The organism is Streptomyces sp. DG1A-41, assembly GCF_037055355.1.
In the GTDB taxonomy this organism is placed as follows: Bacteria; Actinomycetota; Actinomycetes; order Streptomycetales; family Streptomycetaceae; genus Streptomyces.
In genome coordinates, this window is sequence record NZ_CP146350.1 from 4,411,876 (window position 1) to 4,429,705 (window position 17,830).

The window sequence follows — 17,830 nt, forward strand, 5'->3', positions numbered from 1 at the left end:
TGAGGCCGCGTCCGCGCCGCCGTAGAGTGGAGGGCGGTCCAGTGCCGTATCGAGGAGGATGACCGCCGTGGCTAAAGAGCCTTCGGACACCCCGGAGACTGCCGAAGAGGAGCCGATCAAGCAGCGGAAGAACGGACTGTACCCCGGCGTGTCCGACGAGCTTGCCGACAACATGAAGAGCGGTTGGGCCGACACCGAGCTGCGTGACCTCCAGCCCATCCCCCAGGCCGCGAAGACCGCCGCCCGCCGGGCCGCGCTGTCCGCACGCTTCCCGGGCGAGCGGCTGGTGATCCCCGCGGGCAACCTGAAGACCCGCTCGAACGACACCGAGTACGCCTTCCGCGCCTCCGTCGAGTACGCCTACCTCACTGGCGGCCGGCCCGACGAGAGCGCAGACGGCGTCCTGGTCCTGGAGCCCAAGGGCGAGGGCCACGAGGCGACGGTCTACCTCCTGCCGCGGTCGAACCGGGAGAACGGCGAGTTCTGGCTGGACGGCCAGGGCGAGCTGTGGGTCGGCCGCCGCCACTCCCTCACCGAGGCGGAGCAGTTGTACGGCATCCCCGCCTCCGACGTGCGCGAGCTGGCCGGGGCGCTGCGCGAGGCCACGGGTCCGGTGCGGGTCGTGCGCGGGTACGACGCCGGCATCGAGGCCGCGCTGACCGACAAGGTCACCGCCGAGCGCGACGAGGAGCTGCGGGTCTTCCTCTCCGAGGCGCGGCTGGTCAAGGACGAGTTCGAGATCGGCGAGCTCCAGAAGGCCGTCGACTCGACCGTGCGCGGCTTCGAGGACGTGGTGAAGGTCCTCGACAAGGCCGAAGCGACCTCCGAGCGGTACATCGAGGGCACGTTCTTCCTCCGCGCGCGGGTGGAGGGCAACGACGTCGGCTACGGCACGATCGCCGCGGCCGGGCCGCACGCCTGCACGCTGCACTGGGTGCGCAACGACGGGCCCGTGCGGTCGGGCGATCTGCTGCTGCTCGACGCGGGTGTGGAGACGCACACGTACTACACCGCCGACGTCACGCGCACGCTGCCGATCAACGGCCGGTTCAGCGAGATCCAGCGGAAGATCTACGACGCCGTGTACGAGGCCCAGGAGGCCGGGATCGCGGCGGTGCGGCCGGGGGCGAAGTACCGGGACTTCCACGACGCCGCGCAGCGGGTGCTGGCAGAGAAGCTGGTCGAGTGGGGGCTGGTGGAGGGGCCGGTGGAGCGGGTGCTGGAGCTGGGGCTTCAGCGGCGGTGGACGTTGCACGGGACCGGGCACATGCTCGGGATGGACGTGCACGACTGCGCTGCCGCGCGGACCGAGACGTATGTCGACGGTGTGCTGGAGCCGGGGATGTGCCTGACCGTCGAGCCGGGGCTGTACTTCCAGGCCGACGATCTGACGGTGCCGGAGGAGTACCGGGGGATCGGTGTGCGGATCGAGGACGACATCCTCGTCACGGAGGACGGCAACCGGAATCTGAGTGCGGCCTTGCCTCGTCGGGCCGACGAGGTCGAGGCGTGGATGGCGTCCCTCAAGGGCTGAGTTCTGTCTGCGCGTCCAGGAACAGCGCGCCCGCGAGCAGAGGGGCGCTGCCTCGAGGAATCCAGGCACGGCTGATGAGGTCGGTGTCCAGGGCTCGCAGAGCTACGGCACCCGGCTCCGTCGCCGTGCCGCCCGCCTCCAGTACACCGCGCGCCCCCGCCTGGACGTGACGCAGGCCCATGGGGCCCGCCGTGTACAGCAACTCCGTGTCCTGAAGCGTCGACATCACCGTGAGCAGGGCGTCCAGGCGGGCCTGGGGCTCGGGGGCGCCCTGAGCCCGGGCCGCGGTGAGTGTGTCCAGGGCGCGGCGGACGTGGGGGAATCCGGCCCTGGCCTCGCCGCGGGCGCCGGCCGCACCGTACTTGGCCGACATCATGGAGCCGCGTGACGGGCGGCGCGGGGCGCGGCGGTCCGGGTGGGCGGCGATGTGCTTGGCCAGGGCCGTCGTCTCGGCCGGGTCGGCGCCCGGTATCAGCGCCGCCGCCGCGACCAGCAGGCCGAGCGTCCACAGGGCGCCCCGGTGGCCGCCGCCCGCGAGGCCCACGGTGTGCTCGGTGGAGCGGCCGATCGCGCCGAGCTCCGCACGGAGCCGAGGGCTGGGTTCGCCCGTGCGGCGGGCCGCGGCGGCCATCGCCGTGAGGCCGGGGAGCAGTGCCCTGGCCGACCAGCGCAGGGCGCGGTGGTCCCGGCGGGTGGTCCGGGCCGTCAGGTCGCGCGGGTCGGGCAGGCCCGGCTTGGGTGCCAGGGCCAGCTGACCGACCAGCGCGTCGACGGCGGCGTGTGCGAGCGCCTCGTCCTCAGGACTGTTCACCGCCGTGTCAGGAAGAGGAGGACGAGGGAGCGGGGGCGCCGCTCGGGGGTGTGCCGCCTCCGCCACCGCTGCCCGCGCCCGTGTTCTCCGCGTCCGGGTCGATACCCAGGGTGAGAAAGCCCTTGTAGCCCTTGGAGGGGTCCTTCTTGTGCACCGGTTCGAGTGTGAGCAGGCCGCCGGCCGCGCCGCCGCCGTCGTAGACCATGTCGTCGTCGAGCTTGGTGTAGCTGCCGGTGTGCTTGCTGTACGGCTCCAGGGCGAAGACCGACTCGGCGACCTCGTCGGCGAAGAACAGCTGGCCGGTGAAGTTGACCTTGCCGCCCTCGTAGGTGCCGTCCTCCTTCTCACCGCCGGTGTGGACCTTGAGGTGGATGTGGCAGGTGCGCGGGGTGTACCAGCCCGGGATGATCGTCTCGAACTTGACGACTCCGTTGGCGTTTGCGATCTGGTAGCCGCGCAGGTACGTGTTGTCGTCGGCGGTCGAGCCGTCCTCGCTCTCGGCGGGGGCCGAGCCGCCGGGGTTGGCGGTGGTGTAACCGGAGTAGTAGCCCCAGGCGTCGCAGTGCCAGATCTCCACGGCCGCGCCGGGGACCGGGGTGCAGCCGTCGGTGGCGTCGACGACGGTGAGGCGCAGGGTGAGCGGGACGCCGCTCTTGCCCTCGGTGATGTCCTTGCGGACGAGTGCGCCGTCCAGGTAGTACGGCCCCTGGGTGACGCTCGACATCAGCTGCATGCAGGTGCCGGTGCTCCTGGAGGACGTGGCCGTGGCCGTCGTCGTGGTGGCCGTCGTGTCCGCGAAGGCCGACTGGTCAGCCGGCTGCGGCCAGACCGCCCGCGGCGACCGTGCCGCCCGCGACCGCGAGGGCGCGGCGGCGGCTGATGGAGGTGTTCCGGTGGTTTCCCGTCATGGGACGGGAACTTAGGGACGCCACCCGTCAGGTACGTGAGGCCGGGCTGAGAGCCGGCTGTGAACCGACCGGCGGCATCCGGCCGGCGGGTAAAAATCCGCAGGTCAACGGTAGTTGGCGTGTGAGATCATGGCCGACCTTGCCGGGCCGACTCGGGGAACAGGCGCGATCACCATGAAGAACGTCCAGACGGCGCTGACCATGCAGGACGCCATCCTCACCCTTCAGAAGTACTGGAGCGACAACGGCTGCATGATCACGCAGCCGTTGAACACCGAGGTCGGCGCGGGTACGGCCAACCCGGCCACGGCGCTGCGGGTGCTCGGTCCCGAGCCGTGGAGCGTCGCCTATGTGGAGCCGAGCGTGCGGCCGGACGACTCGCGCTACGGCGAAAACCCCAACCGGCTCCAGACCCACACCCAGTTCCAGGTCATCCTCAAGCCCGATCCGGGCAACCCGCAGGAGCTGTACCTGGGCAGCCTGGAGGCGCTCGGTGTCGACCTGGGCGCGCACGACGTGCGGTTCGTCGAGGACAACTGGGCCTCGCCCGCGCTCGGCGCCTGGGGGCTGGGCTGGGAGGTCTGGCTGGACGGCATGGAGATCACGCAGTTCACCTACTTCCAGCAGGTCGGCGGTGTCGCCCTGGACCCGGTGTCGGTGGAGATCACGTACGGCCTCGAGCGCATCCTGATGAACCTTCAGGGCGTGTCCCACTTCAAGGACATCGTCTACGCGCCGGGCATCACGTACGGCGAGGTGTTCGGGCAGAACGAGTACGAGATGAGCCGCTACTACCTCGACGACGCCGACCTCGACACCAACCACCGGCTCTTCGAGGCGTACGCGGCCGAGGCCCGGCGCCTGCTCGACCTGGAGCTGCCGGTCCCGGCGTACATGTACGTGCTCAAGTGCAGCCACACCTTCAACGTGCTCGACGCGCGCGGCGCGATCAGCACCACGGAGCGGGCCAAGGCGTTCGCGCTGATGCGCGGCCTGACGCACGAGTCGGCCAAGCTGTGGGAGCGGCGGCGGGCCGCGCTGGAGCATCCGCTCGGGGTCGCGGCCGCGCCGGCCCCGGCCCAGCGGGCCACGCTGCCCAAGGTGCCCGGCGTCGAGACGCTGCTGTTCGAGATCGGCGTGGAGGAACTGCCGTACGCCGACGTCCCCGCCACCACCGAGGCGGTGCGCGAGTCGGTCACCGCGAAGCTGGCCGCGACCCGGCTGGGGCACGGCGCGATCACCGTGATGGCCACGCCGCGCCGGATCGTGATCACGGTCGACAGCGTGCAGCCGCGCGAGCGGGACACCATGCGGACCGTGCGCGGCCCCAAGGTCGCCGCCGCCTTCAGGGACGGCGCTCCGACGCCTGCCCTGCTGGGCTTCGCCCGTAGTCAGGGGGCCGAGCCGACCGACGTGCGGATCGTCAACGTCAAGGGTGTCGAGTACGTGGCCGTCACCCGGCACGAGGAGGGGCGTCCGGCCGTCGAGGTGCTCAGCGATCTGCTGGCCGAGGTCGTGTCGGGGCTGCGGGCCGGGCGCAACATGCGGTGGAGCGACCCGGGTCTGTCGTTCTCACGGCCCGTGCGCTGGCTGCTCGCGCTGCTGGGCCGTACTCCCCTGCCCGTGGTGGTCTCCTCGCTCGCCGCGAGCGACACGACGCGGGTGCAGCGCCAGGCTCCCTACCCGGTCGTCCGCGTGACCTCGGCCGAGGGCTATCCGCATTTCCTGCACATGCACGGCATCCTGCTCGACCGGGATGCCCGGCGCGGCGCGGTGGTCCGCGGTGCCGTTGAGGCGGCGGCCGAGGTGGGCGGGCGGATCGACGTGGCGGGCCAGGCCGGTCTGATCGACGAGATCACCGACATCCTGGAGTTCCCGTACGCCGTGCGGGGGTCGTTCGACGAGCGTTACCTGGAACTGCCCGCGAGCGTCCTGACCACCGTGATGCGCAAGCACCAGCGCTATCTGCCAGTGCTGGACGGCGAGCGGCTGATGCCGCACTTCGTCACCTTCGCCAACGCCCTGTGCGACGACGACGTGGTGCGGGCGGGCAACGAGGCGGTGCTGCGGGCCCGTTACGAGGACGCCGCGTTCTTCTGGCGGGCGGATCTGAAGGTGGCGCCGGAGGAATTCCGGCGGCGGCTGGACAAGCTGACCTTCGAGGACCGGCTCGGAACGGTCGCCGACCGCGCCGACCGGCTCGCCTCCCTCGCCCTGGACCTGGCCGGGCGGGCCGGGCTTCCGGAGGAGGAGGTGGAGGTCGTGCGGCGGGCCGGTGCGCTGGCGAAGTTCGATCTGGCCTCGCAGATGGTGATCGAGTTCTCCGGACTGGCCGGGGTGATGGCCGAGGAGTACGCCCGCCGGGCCGGCGAGTCCGCCGAGGTCGCCCGGGCCCTGGTCGAGATGGAGCTCCCGCGCTCCGCCGGCGGCGCCCTGCCGGCCGGGGACGCGGGTGCCGTGCTGTCGCTCGCCGACCGGTTCGACCTGGTGACGGGCATGTTCGTGATCGGGGCCGCGCCGACCGGGAGTTCCGATCCGTACGGGGTGCGCAGGGCCGCGATCGGACTGCTCAACGTGCTGCGGAGTCTGCCCGCCGTGGTCGGGGTGCGGGTGAGCGAGGGGTTGCGCGCGGCGGCCGTACGGTACGCCGCGCAGGGCGTCGAGGTACCCGCCGAGCGGGTCGCCGAGGCCGCCGAGCTGATCACCCGGCGCTACGAGCAGCAGCTCACGGACGCCGGGCACGAGCATCGGCTCGTGCAGGCCGTCCTGGTGTGGGCCGACCGGCCCTCCCACGGCGACCGCACCCTGGCCACACTGGAGCGGCACATCGGCACGGAGGAGTTCGAGGTCCTCGCTGCCGCGTTCCAGCGGGTGCTGCGCATCCTTCCCGAGGGCGGCGTCGAGGCGGCGGATCAGTCGCTGCTGACCGCGCCCGCCGAGCTGCGTCTCGCCGAGAGCGCCGACGCCGTACGCCAGGCCCTGCACGGCCGCGGGGACGACCTCGGGGCTCTGATCGAGGTCTCCGTCCCGCTGGTCGACGCGATCAGCACCTTCTTCGACGAGGTGCTGGTGATGGACCCCGACCCGGCGGTCCGCGCGGCCCGGCTGGCGCTGCTCACTCAGGTGGCGGGGCTGGCGCGTAACACGCTGGACTGGGGCGCGCTGTAGGGCGGGCGTTCAGGGGGACAGACCTGCAGGGTGGACGGACGTCCAGGGAGGACTGACGTTCAGGGGGCTGACGTTTCACGTGAAACACCGCCCGCCTCCGTGCCGATCGGGCGTCGGCAGAGGTCAGACCGCCATCAGCGGCGCTGCGTCCTCGCGCCACTTGAGGACCTTGTCGAAGCTCACCACAGCCCCGCCCCGACCGGGCTTGTTGCCGATGTGGACATGGTCGGCGAGCTCCTCGATGAGGCACAGCCCTCTGCCGTTCTCCGCGTCGGTGTGCACGGGCCGGATCGGCGGGCGGGACCGGCCGGTGGAGGCCGCGGGGAACCCCGGGCCCGCGTCGGCGACCTCGATCCGGCACTTCTCGCCGTCGAGATACGCCGTGACCCGGTACGCCTCCGAACCGGGCCCGCCGCACGCCGTGCCCCCGCCGTGCTCCACGGCGTTCGCGCAGGCCTCGCTGAGGGCGACGGAGAGGTCGTAGGAGATATCGGGATCGACGCCCGCGGTCTCCATCGTGCCGATCAGAAGGCGCCTGGCGAGCGGCACGCTCGCAGCTTCGCGCCGCAGATGGAGTGACCACCAGATGCTCATGCTCCAGCCTCCTGGCCGCGGCTCGACATACCGTTACGTATTGCCCTGAGTCCCCGCATGTAAGCGTGAAGTTGACGTGATGCCGCCCATACGGCGGATGCGCCCAAGCCCTGATCGATGTATGTGGAGGGGCGGGCGGGGCCAGAGAGTGACGTTCCGGTCGTACGGCACCTTGCGGACCTGCCGCACCAGGCCCGCGGGGCCAGTGCGATGATGAGCCCGCCATGACTGCCCCCCACGCGTGCGCGACGCGCTCCGGACTCAAGCTCCGGATCCTGCGGGCCGCGGTGTTCGCCGCGGTCTGTGTCGTGCTGGCCGGGGCAGGTCACGCGCTCGCCTCCTGCGACGGCATTCCGCTGTGGACACTGGGCGCCGGGTTCCTCGGGGTAGTCGCGGTGGCGGCACCGTTCGCCGGGCGCGTGCGCTCGCTGCCGGGGATCGCGGCGCTGCTCGCGGCCGGCCAGGCGGTGTTGCACACGTTGTTCGGACTCGGTCAGCACGGCACGGCCGCCGCCACATCCGCAGTGTCGGCGGGCGCGAGCGACGCCGCGCTGGTCCAGCAGGCCGCGCGGCTCGTGTGTGGCGCGACGGCGGCGGCGATCAGCCCGGCGCAGGCCCACAAGATCCTCACCGACGCCCGGATCCAGTCGGCCACGGGAGCGCAAACGCACCTGCCGGCGGACGCCGGGACATCGGCCTCGCTGTGGCCGTCCCTGCCGATGCTGCTCGGTCACGTCCTCGCGGCGATCGCCGCCGGTTGGCTGCTGCGCCACGGCGACCTGGCTCTGCTGCGGCTCACCGAACTGTCGGCGCAGGATGTCACGGAAGGGGCGCTCGTGCGCTCCCTGCGGGCCGCGCTCGCGCTGGTGCGCGCCCTGCGCGCCGGGCTGCCGGGAGCGCCGGAGGCATGTCCGCGCCCTGTGCACGCCATGCGGCCCGCGCCTGCGATACCGCGCACGACCGCACTCCAGCACACGGTGATCCGGCGCGGCCCGCCGGCCGTCACGACTCGCGCCTCCGCACTCGCCCTCGCCCCCTGACGCGACGCGACCACCACTCCGCCTTTTCGTACGATCCGGATGATTCGGACGACTTGGAGGGGGCCGCCGTCGTGCGGCACGCGCGCGTGCGTATCCCTCTTCCCCGTTCCGACCCGACTCACAGCGGAGTGCTCCTTCCATGAAGGCTTCCCGTATCGCCGCGGCCGGTGCCGCCGCCGGTGTCACCGTTCTCGCCCTGTCCGCCCCCGCCTTCGCGCACGTCACCGTGCAGCCCGAGGGCGACGCCGCAAAGGGCGGCTACGCAGTCGTCGACTTCAAGGTCCCCAACGAGCGGGACGACGCCTCGACCACCAAGCTCGAGGTCACCTTCCCCACCGACCACCCGCTGGCCTCGGTGATGCCCGAGCCGATGCCCGGCTGGAAGATCGACGTCACCAAGTCCAAGCTGGACAAGCCGCTGGAAATGCACGGCGAGAAGATCTCCGAGGTCGTCAGCAAGGTCACCTGGACCGCCGACGGCAAGGGCATCGAGCCCGGCTACTTCGAGAAGTTCCCGGTCTCGATCGGCCAACTGCCCGAGGACACCGACCAGCTGGTCTTCAAGGCCCTCCAGACGTACTCCAACAAGGAGATCGTCCGCTGGATCGAGGTGCCGCAGGAGGGCCAGGAGGAGCCCGACAACCCGGCCCCGGTGCTGGAGCTGTCCGCCGCGTCCGAGGACGGGCACCACGCAGCCTCGGGCGATGACGCCTCCGCCGCCGAGTCGGCCGAGAAGGCCTCCGCCGACACCGCCGCCGACACCGGCTCCTCCGACAGCACCGACACCACCGCCCGCGTCCTGGGCGTCGTCGGCATCGTGGTCGGCGCCGCGGGCGTCGCCTACGGCGTGCTGGCCGGGCGTCGGCGCACCAACGCCTGACGCCTCTTCCGTTGCACGGCGCGCGCCGGGTTCCCGCCCCCGGGCGGGGGCACCCCCGGTGCGCGCCGGGTCACCGACATCTGGGACATTTCTCTATGCGCACCAAGACCTTCGCCGCGGCCGCTCTGCTCGCCGCGGCCTCCCTGACCCTCACCGCCTGCGGCAGCGGCAACGACAGCGACAAGCCCGTCGCCGTGGTGTCGGAGCAGGCCGGTAGCGACAAGGCCGCCACCGTCCTCGACAAGCCGTTCGAGAAGCCGGACCTGGTTCTCACCGACACGCAGGGCAAGAAGTACGACCTCCGCAAGGAGACCGAGGGCAAGCCCACGCTGATCTACTTCGGCTACACCCACTGCCCCGACGTGTGCCCGTCGACGATGAGCAACATCGCCGTGGCCAAGAAGCAGCTGCCCAAGGCCGAGCAGGACGAGCTGCGCGTCGTGTTCGTCACCACCGACCCGGACCGCGACAAGCCGGCCGAGCTCGGCAAGTGGCTCAAGGGCATCGACCCGCAGTTCGTCGGCCTCACCGGCGACTTCGCGACCATCCAGGCCGGCGCCCGTACCCTCGGCATCTCCATCGATCCGCCGCACAAGGACAAGAACGGCAAGATCGTCTCCGAGCACGGCACCCAGGTCATCGCCTTCTCGCCGAAGACCGACGGCGGCTATGTGCTCTACGGCGAGGACGCCACCGTCGACGACTACACCAAGGACCTCCCCAAGATCGCCAAGGGGGAGAACCCGTGAGGCGGCGGCTCGGCCCGGCGGCCCTCGTCATAGCCGGGGCGGTGGCCCTTGCGGGCTGCGGCGGCTCGGACTCGGAATCCGGGGACTCCGGTTCCGGCAACGGCAAGGCGGAACTCTCCGTGGGCTCCGCGTACATGCCGCAGCCCGTCTCCGACGAGATGGCGGCCGGCTTCTTCACCGTCACGAACAAGGGCGGGGCCGCCGACGAGCTGACCTCGGTCACCAGCGACGTCGCCGGCCAGGTCACCGTGCACGAGACCGTCGGCTCAGCCATGCAGGAGGTCAAGAGCCTGAAGGTCCCCGCCCACGGCGAACTCGTGCTGAAGAGCGGCGGCAACCACCTGATGTTCGAGCAGCTGAAGCGCCGGCCGAAGGAAGGTCAGACCGTCTCAGTCGAGCTGCACTTCGCCCACTCCGGCCCGGTCAAGGTCGAGATGCCGGTGAAGTCGGCGACCTACCGCCCGACGACCGGACACTGAGGGAGGGACCACTGTGACGCAGACCATCGCCCCCCGCGTCCGGACCGTGGTGCTGCTGCTCCTGGCCGCGGCCTGCGCACTCCTCGCCGGCGCCGGTCCGGCCTCCGCGCACGCCGCGGTGACCGGCAGCGACCCCGCGCAGGGGGCGGTGGTCGACAAGGCCCCGGCCCGGATCTCGCTCACCTTCTCCGAGCAGGTCGCGATGTCCGACGACTCGCTGCGCGTGCTCGACCCCGAGGGCAAGCGCGTCGACGCGGGCGAGCCGTCCAACGTCAGCGGCACGACGTACGCCGTGCGGCTCCGATCCGGCCTGCCCGACGGCACCTACACGGTCGCCTACCAGGTGGTGTCCGCCGACAGTCACCCCGTCGCCGGCGCCTACACCTTCTCCATCGGCGCCCCGTCCAAGACGTCCGTGACGGTCTCCGAGCAGACGGCCGACGACGGCGTGGTCGGCTGGCTGTACGGCTTCGGGCGGTACGTGTCCTACGCCGGGTTCATCGTGATGGCCGGCGGCGCCGCCTTCGTCCTCGCCTGCTGGCCACGCGGCTCCGGAGTGCGGCCCGTGCAGCGGTTCGTCGTCTCCGGGTGGCTCGCGCTCACCGCCGCGACCCTCGCCCTGCTGCTCCTGCGCGGCTCCTTCACCGGCTCCGGGAAGGTCGCCGACGTCTTCGACCTGTCCCTGCTCGGGCAGGTACTCCAGACCAAGACCGGCGCGGCCCTGGTGTCCCGTCTACTGCTGCTCGCCGCGGCGGCGCTGTTCATCGCCGTGCTGTTCGGGGCGTACGACAAGCGGGACGACCCCCAGGAGAAGCGGGACCTGACCTTCGGGCTCGCGATCGGCGGCGTCGTCGTGGCAGCCGGGCTCGCCGCGAGCTGGGCGATGTCCGAGCACGCCTCAGTCGGGCTCCAGGCGGGCATCGCCATGCCGGTCGACGTCGTCCATCTGCTCGCCGTCGCCGCGTGGCTCGGCGGACTGGGCGCGCTGCTCGTCGCCCTGTACCGGGCACCCGCCGAAGCGCCGGTCGACGCGTCGGCCGTACGCCGCTTCTCCCGCGTCGCCTTCGGCAGCGTCCTCGCGCTGATCGCGACCGGGACGTACCAGTCGTGGCGCCAGCTCGGCTCCTGGTCGGCCTTCACCGACACGCGCTACGGACAGCTGCTCCTCGCCAAGATCGCCCTCGTGACCGTCCTGGTCGGCGTCGCGTGGATCTCACGCCGGTGGACGGGCCGGCTGGCTCCGCCGGTGCCGGCACCGGCGGAGCGGGAGAAGGCGCGGGTCGGGGTGGGGGCTGATGCCTCCGGTGAGGCGGAAACCGACGTGACCGGCCGAACCGTCACGGACGCAGAGGCCGACACGGACGCCGACGCCGACACCGGTGAGCAGTCTGATTCCGAGCCCGCCGACACCGGTGAGCAGTCTGATCCCGAGCCCGCCGACACCGAGCGGGCCGCGCAGCTCGCCCGGCAGCGGACCGCCCGGGACGCCGCTCGGCAGAAGCGGCTGCGGGACGCCGACCCGAACCGCTTCGGCCTGCGCCGCTCCGTGCTGGCCGAGGCCGGCATCGCGGTCGTCCTGCTCGCCGTCACCACCGTCCTCACGCAGACCGAGCCGGGACGCACGGAACAGGAGGCCAAGGCCGCCACATCGTCCTCCGCGTCCCCCTCGCCCGACACGGGCGCGTCCGGGGCACTCACCCTGAACATGCCCTTCGACACCGGCGGCAAGGACGGCAAGGGCATCGTCACCGTCGACCTCGACCCCGCACGCGTGGGCGGCAACGAGATGCACGTCTACGTGGAGCGGCCCAACGGCCAGTCCTTCGACATCCCCGAGGTGAAGGTCGACTTCACCCTGCAAACCAAGGACATCGGGCCGCTGCCCGTCGTCCCCGACCACATCGCAACCGGACACTGGTCGGCGAACGGAGTGCAGATCCCCATGGCCGGCGACTGGAAGGTCGACGTGACCGTGCGGACCTCCGACATCGACGAGGTGACCGTTTCCAAGAACGCGCAGATCGGCTGAACCACCATGGTTGACCAGTCCATTCCGGAAGCCCGTACCCCCGGCACCGTCCCGGCGCAGATTGCAGCGGCCCCGGCCGACGAGGGCATCTCACGGCGACGCCTGCTCGGCACCGCCGGTGCCACCGGGCTCGTGCTCGGCACGGCAGGCGCGGCCGTCGGATACGCCGCCGCCCCCTCCGAGGCCACCGCTCCGCTCACCGCGCTCGGCACCGACCGGGCGATGTTTCACGGGAAACATCAGCCCGGCATCACCGACGCCCTCCAGGCCCGCGGCCACCTCGTCGCCTTCGACCTGGCGGCAGGCGCCGGACGCAAGGAAGCCGCCGCCCTGCTGCGCCGCTGGTCGGAGACGGCCCGACGGCTGATGGCGGGCGAGCCCAGCGCCCATGACGACACCGACGTGGCCCGCGACGCCGGACCCTCGTCGCTGACGATCACCTTCGGCTTCGGCCACAGCTTCTTCGGCAGGACGGGCCTGGAGAAGCAGCGCCCGACCGCCCTCGACCCGCTGCCCGAGTTCTCCTCCGACCACCTCGACAAGAACCGCAGCAACGGCGACCTGTGGGTGCAGATCGGCGCCAACGACGCCCTCGTGGCCTTCCACGCCCTGCGCGCGATCCAGAAGGACGCGGGCGCGGCGGCCCGGGTCCGCTGGCAGATGAACGGCTTCAACCGCTCGCCGGGCGCCACCGCCCGCCCCATGACGGCCCGCAACCTGATGGGCCAGATCGACGGCACCCGCAACCCGAAGCCGTCCGACGCCGACTTCGACCAGCGGATCTTCGTGCCCGAGAAGGGCGAACCGGCCTGGATGGCGAACGGCTCCTACGCCGTCGTACGCCGGATCCGCATGCTCCTCGACGACTGGGAGAAGCTCTCCGTCAAGGCGCAGGAGGCCGTGATCGGCCGCCGCAAGTCCGACGGGGCGGCACTGTCCGGGGGCACCGAGACCACCGCGATGGACCTGGAGAAGACGGACGCCAAGGGCAACCTCGTCGTCCCGATCAACGCCCACGCCCGCATCACCCGGCCCGACCAGAACGGCGGCGCGGCGATGCTCCGCCGCCCGTTCTCCTTCCACGACGGCATCGAACCGGACGGGGTCCCCGACGCGGGCCTGCTCTTCATCTGCTGGCAGGCCGATCCGCTGCGCGGCTTCGTGCCGGTGCAGCGCAAGCTCGACCGCGGCGACGCCCTGTCGCAGTTCATCCGGCACGAGTCGAGCGGGCTGTTCGCGGTGCCCGGTGGGGCCGCGGAGGGCGAGTACGTGGGGCAGAAGTTGCTGGAGGGGTGACAGTTCAGCACTGTGCGGGTTGTGGGGGATAGCGCTTCCGCGGGCCCATTAGGGTGAGGTCATGCCAGCGAGCTATGCGTATCTCGGCCCCGAGGGCACTTTCACCGAAGTCGCCCTGCGCACGCTTCCCGAGGCCGCCACCCGGGAGCTCATCCCGTACGTGTCCGTCCAGTCCGCGCTCGACGCGGTACGAGCCGGCGAGGCCGAGGCCGCGTTCGTGCCGATCGAGAACTCCGTCGAGGGCGGCATCACCACCACCCTCGACGAGCTGGTCGCCGGCGCGCCGCTGATGATCTACCGCGAGGTGCTGCTGTCGATCACCTTCGCGCTGTTGGTCCGCCCGGGCACCAAGCTGTCGGACATCAAGACGGTCTCCGCCCACCCGGCCGCCCAGCCGCAGGTGCGCAACTGGCTGAAGAAGCACCTCCCGGACGCCCACTGGGAGTCGGCCGCCTCGAACGCGGACGCCGCCCGGCTGGTCCAGGAGGGTCAGTACGACGCCGCCTTCGCCGGTGAGTTCGCGGCCGCCCGCTACGGCCTCGTAGCTTTGGAGACCGGGATCCACGACGCGGAGAACGCCCAGACGCGGTTCGTGCTGGTCGGCCGGCCCGCCCGGCCCGCGGCGCCGACCGGCGCGGACAAGACCTCCGTCGTGCTGTGGCAGCGCGACGACCACCCCGGCGGTCTGCGCGACCTGCTGGGCGAGTTCGCCACGCGCGGCATCAACCTGATGCTGCTCCAGTCCCGGCCCACCGGCGCGGGCATCGGCAACTACTGCTTCTGCGTCGACGCCGAGGGCCACATCTCCGACCGCCGGGTGGCCGAGGCCCTGATGGGCCTCAAGCGGATCTGCCTCCAGGTGCGCTACCTCGGCTCCTACCCGCGCGCGGACATGAAGCCGGGGGATGTCCAGCCGCCGCGGCTGGGTACGTCGGACGAGGAGTTCGTGGCGGCGGCGGACTGGGTCGCGCGGTGCCAGGACGGCCGGTTCTAGGACCTTTCCGGGCGGGCTTCAGGCCGGTCGTACCTGCTGATTGTCGTTATCCACAGAAGTTATCCACAGGTCCGCTTCTCGACCTGGGGACAAGTCGACAACGAAGCATGAGCCAGTCGACAAATCGCCCTACAGACCCCCGATGCATCCATCGAGGGGCAGGTCGCCCTTCGTCCACCGTTTTCCCTTGCGTAACTCTTCAGGGTGACCCATTTCCACTCGAAAGTGAGGGTAGGGCGGGTTTGTATCGGGAATTCTTTTGGTGTGGCCGGGCTTCCGGAGTGATCAATTCCGAAGTCCACAGACCTTCCACACAGCCTGTGGATAACTCTTCTGCGGGTGTGGATCCCTGTGGACAACCGGGCCCCAAGTCCCGTTCCCCGCAAGGGATTCGAGTCAATGCCGCGCCCTGCGGATGCCTCGTTCGGGGAGAGACGGTCACTTTATTGACACTGTGCGCAATTCCCCCATAACGGTGCGTAAGCCACAGCCGGAATAGTGAGTCGTGGGCGGTCACCCCGCACCGGTAGCCTTGAGCGCGTGATTGACCTTCGCCTGCTCCGTGAGGACCCCGACCGTGTGCGCGCGTCGCAGCGCGCCCGTGGAGAGGACGTCGCGCTCGTCGACTCCCTCCTGTCTGCCGACGAGCGGCGCAGGTCGTCCGGCGTCCGCTTCGACGAGCTGCGCGCCGAGCAGAAGGCGCTCGGCAAGCTCATCCCCAAGGCATCCGGGGAAGAGAAGGCCGAGCTGCTGAAGAAGGCGAGCCAGCTCGCCGCCGACGTCAAGGCCGCCGACGCGGAACGCGACGTGGCCGCCGCCGAGACCCAGGAGCTGCTCCAGAGGCTCGGCAACCTCGTCCACCCGGACGTGCCCGTGGGCGGCGAGGAGGACTTCGTCACCCTGGAGACCCACGGCACGATCCGCGACTTCACCGCCGAGGGCTTCGAGCCCAGGGACCACCTGGAGCTCGGCCAGATCCTCGGCGCGATCGACGTCGAGCGCGGCGCCAAGGTCTCCGGTTCACGCTTCTACTTCCTGACGGGCGTAGGCGCCCTCCTGGAGCTCGCTCTGGTGAACGCGGCGATGGCCCAGGCCACCGCGGCCGGCTTCACGCCGATGCTGACCCCGGCCCTGGTCCGCCCCCAGTCCATGGCGGGCACCGGCTTCCTCGGCCAGGCCGCCCAGGACGTCTACCACCTCGCGGACGACGACCTCTACCTCGTCGGCACGTCCGAGGTCCCCCTCGCGGCGTATCACATGGACGAGATCATCGACGCCGAGAAGCTGCCGCTGCGCTACGCCGGCTTCTCGCCGTGCTTCCGCCGCGAGGCCGGCTCGCACGGCAAGGACACCCGGGGCATCTTCCGCGTACACCAGTTCGACAAGGTCGAGATGTTCTCCTACGTCACCCCGGAGGACTCGCAGGCCGAGCACCAGCGGCTGCTGGACTGGGAGAAGCAGTGGCTGACCTCGCTGGAGCTGCCGTACCGCGTGATCGACGTGGCCAGCGCCGACCTGGGCGCATCGGCGTCCCGCAAGTTCGACTGCGAGGCGTGGATCCCGACCCAGGGCAAGTACCGCGAGCTGACCTCGACCTCGGACTGCACCGAGTTCCAGTCCCGCCGTCTGTCGATCCGCGTCCGTGACGGCAAGCAGGTCCGCCCGCTGGCCACGCTCAACGGCACACTGTGCGCCGTGCCGCGCACGATCGTGGCGATCCTGGAGAACCACCAGCAGGCCGACGGCTCGGTGCGGGTACCCGAGGTGCTGCGTCCGTATCTGGGCGGCCGGGAGGTCCTGGAGCCGGTGGCCAAGTGACCACCGACGGTTTCCCGTACCAGCTGATCGCCACCGACCTCGACGGGACGCTGCTGCGTTCCGACGAGTCGGTGTCGCCCCGCACCCGTGACGCGCTCGCCGCGGCCACCGCGGCGGGCGCCGCGCACATCGTCGTCACCGGCCGCTCGGCCCCATGGACCCGGCACATCCTCGACGACCTCGGCTACCAGGGGCTGGCCGTCTGCGCCCAGGGCGCGCAGGTGTACGACGCAGGCGCCCACCGTCTGCTGACGTCGGTGACGCTGGACCGGCAGCTGGCCGGGGTGGCGCTGGCCAAGATCGAGGCGGAGGTCGGCCCGCTGTATCTGGCGGCGAGCCGCGACGGCCTGGACGGCGAGGTGCTGGTGGGTCCCGGCTACGCGGTCCACGGCACCCTGCCCGCGACCCCCTTCACGGACGCGTCGGATGTGTGGACCGCGCCCCTGAACAAGCTGTACATCCAGCACCCGACGCTGTCGGACGACGAGCTGTGCGAGGTGGCCACACGCGCCGCCGGCGGTTTCGTCACCGTCGTCATGGCGGGCGAGGGCATCGTCGAACTCCTGCCCTTGGGCCTGTCCAAGGCGACCGGCCTGTCCCTGGCGGCCCGCCGGCTCAAGGTGAAGGCGGCCGACACGATCGCCTTCGGCGACATGCCCAACGACATACCGATGTTCGCCTGGGCCTCCTACGGTGTCGCGATGGCGGACGCCCATGAGGAGCTGAAGGCGGTGGCCGACGAGGTGACGTCCTCGAACGAGGAGGACGGGATCGCCGTGGTGCTGGAGCGGTTGCTGGGCTGAACGCCGGGCCCCGCTGCTCGGTGTTCATGGCGCTCGGCGGAGGATGCACGGATCGAACGTGCGCGGGCTTTCCAGCCCGACCATGACTCGCTTGTGATCGAACACAGCGCAAGCCAGTGCCTTGCCACTCGGCCAATCCTCCGGGTGGGCGGCCCACGCGAGTGCGATTCGCGTGCTCGAAGCGGCCGCCCCGGGCAGCTCCCCGTGTGGGGCGGGCTCTACGGAGCGGTAGCGACTACTCCGGAGCCCGCCGCGGGCTGCCCCGACGGGAGCTGGACGAACTGCCGTGCATGGACATCGTCCGGCTCCTCTCCCAGAACATGGCGCCGGACTCCTCGCCCGGCGGGGACGACAACTACTCTGCCCGCCGGACGAATTGGGCGCCACTGAATAAATCGGCGGACATCCCCCTTAGCGCCTGCGCCACCTGCGCCTGCGCGCCTTGCTGAAGAACCAGCCCGCGGGCGGCTCGTCGGAGCGCCAGGGCTGCGGCTCCGGCTCCTCGCGGCGCCAGCGCGCGGCGAGCATCCGGGCGCGGGCGGACGGCTCGGAGGTGTCGGCGGAGCGTATGAAGTCCTCGTCCAGGACGACGCCGTCGAGGTCGTCCCAGGTGCCGTCCCCGGACCCGGATCCGGACTGCCCGTGGTCGTCGTAGTGAGCCCTCTCGCCCGCCATCCCCGTCCCCTCCCAGCCGTCCGACTCCCGTGCGTTCCCTTACAACCTGTTC

General features: G+C 71.2%; 14 protein-coding genes, 1 tRNA gene and 1 pseudogene. 11 read left to right on the plus strand and 5 right to left on the minus strand.

Translation table 11 applies throughout. From position 1 onward, the window contains the following. Nucleotides 1-58: 58 nt before the first annotated feature. On the plus strand, nt 59-1,534 hold the full coding sequence (locus V8690_RS20590) for an aminopeptidase P family protein (protein ID WP_338780929.1): 1,476 nt from the start codon (nt 59-61) through the stop codon (nt 1,532-1,534). Here V8690_RS20590 and V8690_RS20595 read toward each other — a convergent pair. Together V8690_RS20595 and V8690_RS20600 are read right to left on the minus strand one after the other, a co-directional pair. Further along, nucleotides 1,524-2,345, minus strand: coding sequence for a triphosphoribosyl-dephospho-CoA synthase (locus V8690_RS20595; RefSeq protein WP_338780931.1), 822 nt, complete (start codon nt 2,343-2,345; stop codon nt 1,524-1,526). The genes V8690_RS20590 and V8690_RS20595 overlap by 11 nt on opposite strands. A gap of 7 nt (nt 2,346-2,352) precedes the next feature. After that, nucleotides 2,353-3,253: pseudogene (locus V8690_RS20600) on the minus strand (intradiol ring-cleavage dioxygenase). Nucleotides 3,254-3,427: 174 nt separating this feature from the next. Here V8690_RS20600 and V8690_RS20605 point away from each other — a divergent pair. Then, nucleotides 3,428-6,421, plus strand: a complete 2,994-nt coding sequence (locus V8690_RS20605) for a glycine--tRNA ligase (RefSeq protein WP_338780933.1) — start codon at nt 3,428-3,430, stop codon at nt 6,419-6,421. A 123-nt stretch (nt 6,422-6,544) separates the two neighbouring features. On the opposite strand, the gene V8690_RS20610 is transcribed toward V8690_RS20605, so the two are convergent. Next, on the minus strand, nt 6,545-7,015 hold the full coding sequence (locus V8690_RS20610) for an ATP-binding protein (RefSeq protein WP_338780935.1): 471 nt from the start codon (nt 7,013-7,015) through the stop codon (nt 6,545-6,547). 224 nt (nt 7,016-7,239) lie between these two features. On the opposite strand from V8690_RS20610, the gene V8690_RS20615 reads away from it, so the two are divergent. The 9 genes from V8690_RS20615 (at nt 7,240) to V8690_RS20655 (ending at nt 17,103) form a co-directional block, all read left to right on the plus strand. After that, on the plus strand, nt 7,240-8,055 hold the full coding sequence (locus tag V8690_RS20615) for a hypothetical protein (RefSeq protein WP_338780936.1): 816 nt from the start codon (nt 7,240-7,242) through the stop codon (nt 8,053-8,055). 139 nt (nt 8,056-8,194) lie between these two features. Then, nucleotides 8,195-8,935, plus strand: a complete 741-nt coding sequence (locus V8690_RS20620) for a YcnI family protein (protein WP_338780937.1) — start codon at nt 8,195-8,197, stop codon at nt 8,933-8,935. Nucleotides 8,936-9,030: 95 nt separating this feature from the next. Further along, entirely contained in the window at nt 9,031-9,684 is a 654-nt protein-coding gene (locus V8690_RS20625) for an SCO family protein (protein ID WP_338780938.1), read from the plus strand. After that, nucleotides 9,681-10,163, plus strand: coding sequence for a copper chaperone PCu(A)C (locus tag V8690_RS20630; protein WP_338780939.1), 483 nt, complete (start codon nt 9,681-9,683; stop codon nt 10,161-10,163). The genes V8690_RS20625 and V8690_RS20630 overlap by 4 nt, the downstream gene beginning before the upstream one ends. 13 nt (nt 10,164-10,176) lie before the next feature. Beyond that, the gene (locus V8690_RS20635) at nt 10,177-12,192 is read left to right on the plus strand and encodes a copper resistance protein CopC (RefSeq protein WP_338780940.1); all 2,016 of its coding nucleotides are present in this window, start codon (nt 10,177-10,179) and stop codon (nt 12,190-12,192) included. Between the two features lie 6 nt (nt 12,193-12,198). Then, the gene (gene efeB, locus V8690_RS20640) at nt 12,199-13,488 is read left to right on the plus strand and encodes an iron uptake transporter deferrochelatase/peroxidase subunit (protein ID WP_338780942.1); all 1,290 of its coding nucleotides are present in this window, start codon (nt 12,199-12,201) and stop codon (nt 13,486-13,488) included. A gap of 61 nt (nt 13,489-13,549) precedes the next feature. Next, nucleotides 13,550-14,482, plus strand: coding sequence for a prephenate dehydratase (gene pheA / locus V8690_RS20645; protein WP_338780944.1), 933 nt, complete (start codon nt 13,550-13,552; stop codon nt 14,480-14,482). Between the two features lie 540 nt (nt 14,483-15,022). Continuing rightward, complete coding sequence (gene serS, locus V8690_RS20650) at nt 15,023-16,300, plus strand: serine--tRNA ligase (protein WP_338780946.1); 1,278 nt, start codon at nt 15,023-15,025, stop codon at nt 16,298-16,300. Next, complete coding sequence (locus V8690_RS20655; protein ID WP_338780948.1) at nt 16,297-17,103, plus strand: HAD family hydrolase; 807 nt, start codon at nt 16,297-16,299, stop codon at nt 17,101-17,103. The genes serS and V8690_RS20655 overlap by 4 nt, the downstream gene beginning before the upstream one ends. 37 nt (nt 17,104-17,140) lie before the next feature. Here V8690_RS20655 and V8690_RS20660 read toward each other — a convergent pair. Both V8690_RS20660 and V8690_RS20665 read right to left on the minus strand, forming a co-directional pair. Further along, nucleotides 17,141-17,245, minus strand: a tRNA-OTHER gene (locus tag V8690_RS20660). A 269-nt stretch (nt 17,246-17,514) separates the two neighbouring features. Beyond that, on the minus strand, nt 17,515-17,778 hold the full coding sequence (locus V8690_RS20665; RefSeq protein ID WP_338780950.1) for a hypothetical protein: 264 nt from the start codon (nt 17,776-17,778) through the stop codon (nt 17,515-17,517). Between the last annotated feature and the right edge of the window lie 52 nt (nt 17,779-17,830).

Coding starts and splice junctions, on each gene's coding strand:
- V8690_RS20590 (WP_338780929.1), top strand. CDS start 59: ATGACCGCCGTGGCTAAAGAGCCTTCGGACACCCCGGAGACTGCCGAA.
- V8690_RS20605 (WP_338780933.1), top strand. CDS start 3,428: ATGAAGAACGTCCAGACGGCGCTGACCATGCAGGACGCCATCCTCACC.
- V8690_RS20610 (WP_338780935.1), bottom strand. CDS start 7,015: ATGAGCATCTGGTGGTCACTCCATCTGCGGCGCGAAGCTGCGAGCGTG.
- V8690_RS20615 (WP_338780936.1), top strand. CDS start 7,240: ATGACTGCCCCCCACGCGTGCGCGACGCGCTCCGGACTCAAGCTCCGG.
- V8690_RS20620 (WP_338780937.1), top strand. CDS start 8,195: ATGAAGGCTTCCCGTATCGCCGCGGCCGGTGCCGCCGCCGGTGTCACC.
- V8690_RS20625 (WP_338780938.1), top strand. CDS start 9,031: ATGCGCACCAAGACCTTCGCCGCGGCCGCTCTGCTCGCCGCGGCCTCC.
- efeB (WP_338780942.1), top strand. CDS start 12,199: ATGGTTGACCAGTCCATTCCGGAAGCCCGTACCCCCGGCACCGTCCCG.
- pheA (WP_338780944.1), top strand. CDS start 13,550: ATGCCAGCGAGCTATGCGTATCTCGGCCCCGAGGGCACTTTCACCGAA.
- V8690_RS20665 (WP_338780950.1), bottom strand. CDS start 17,778: ATGGCGGGCGAGAGGGCTCACTACGACGACCACGGGCAGTCCGGATCC.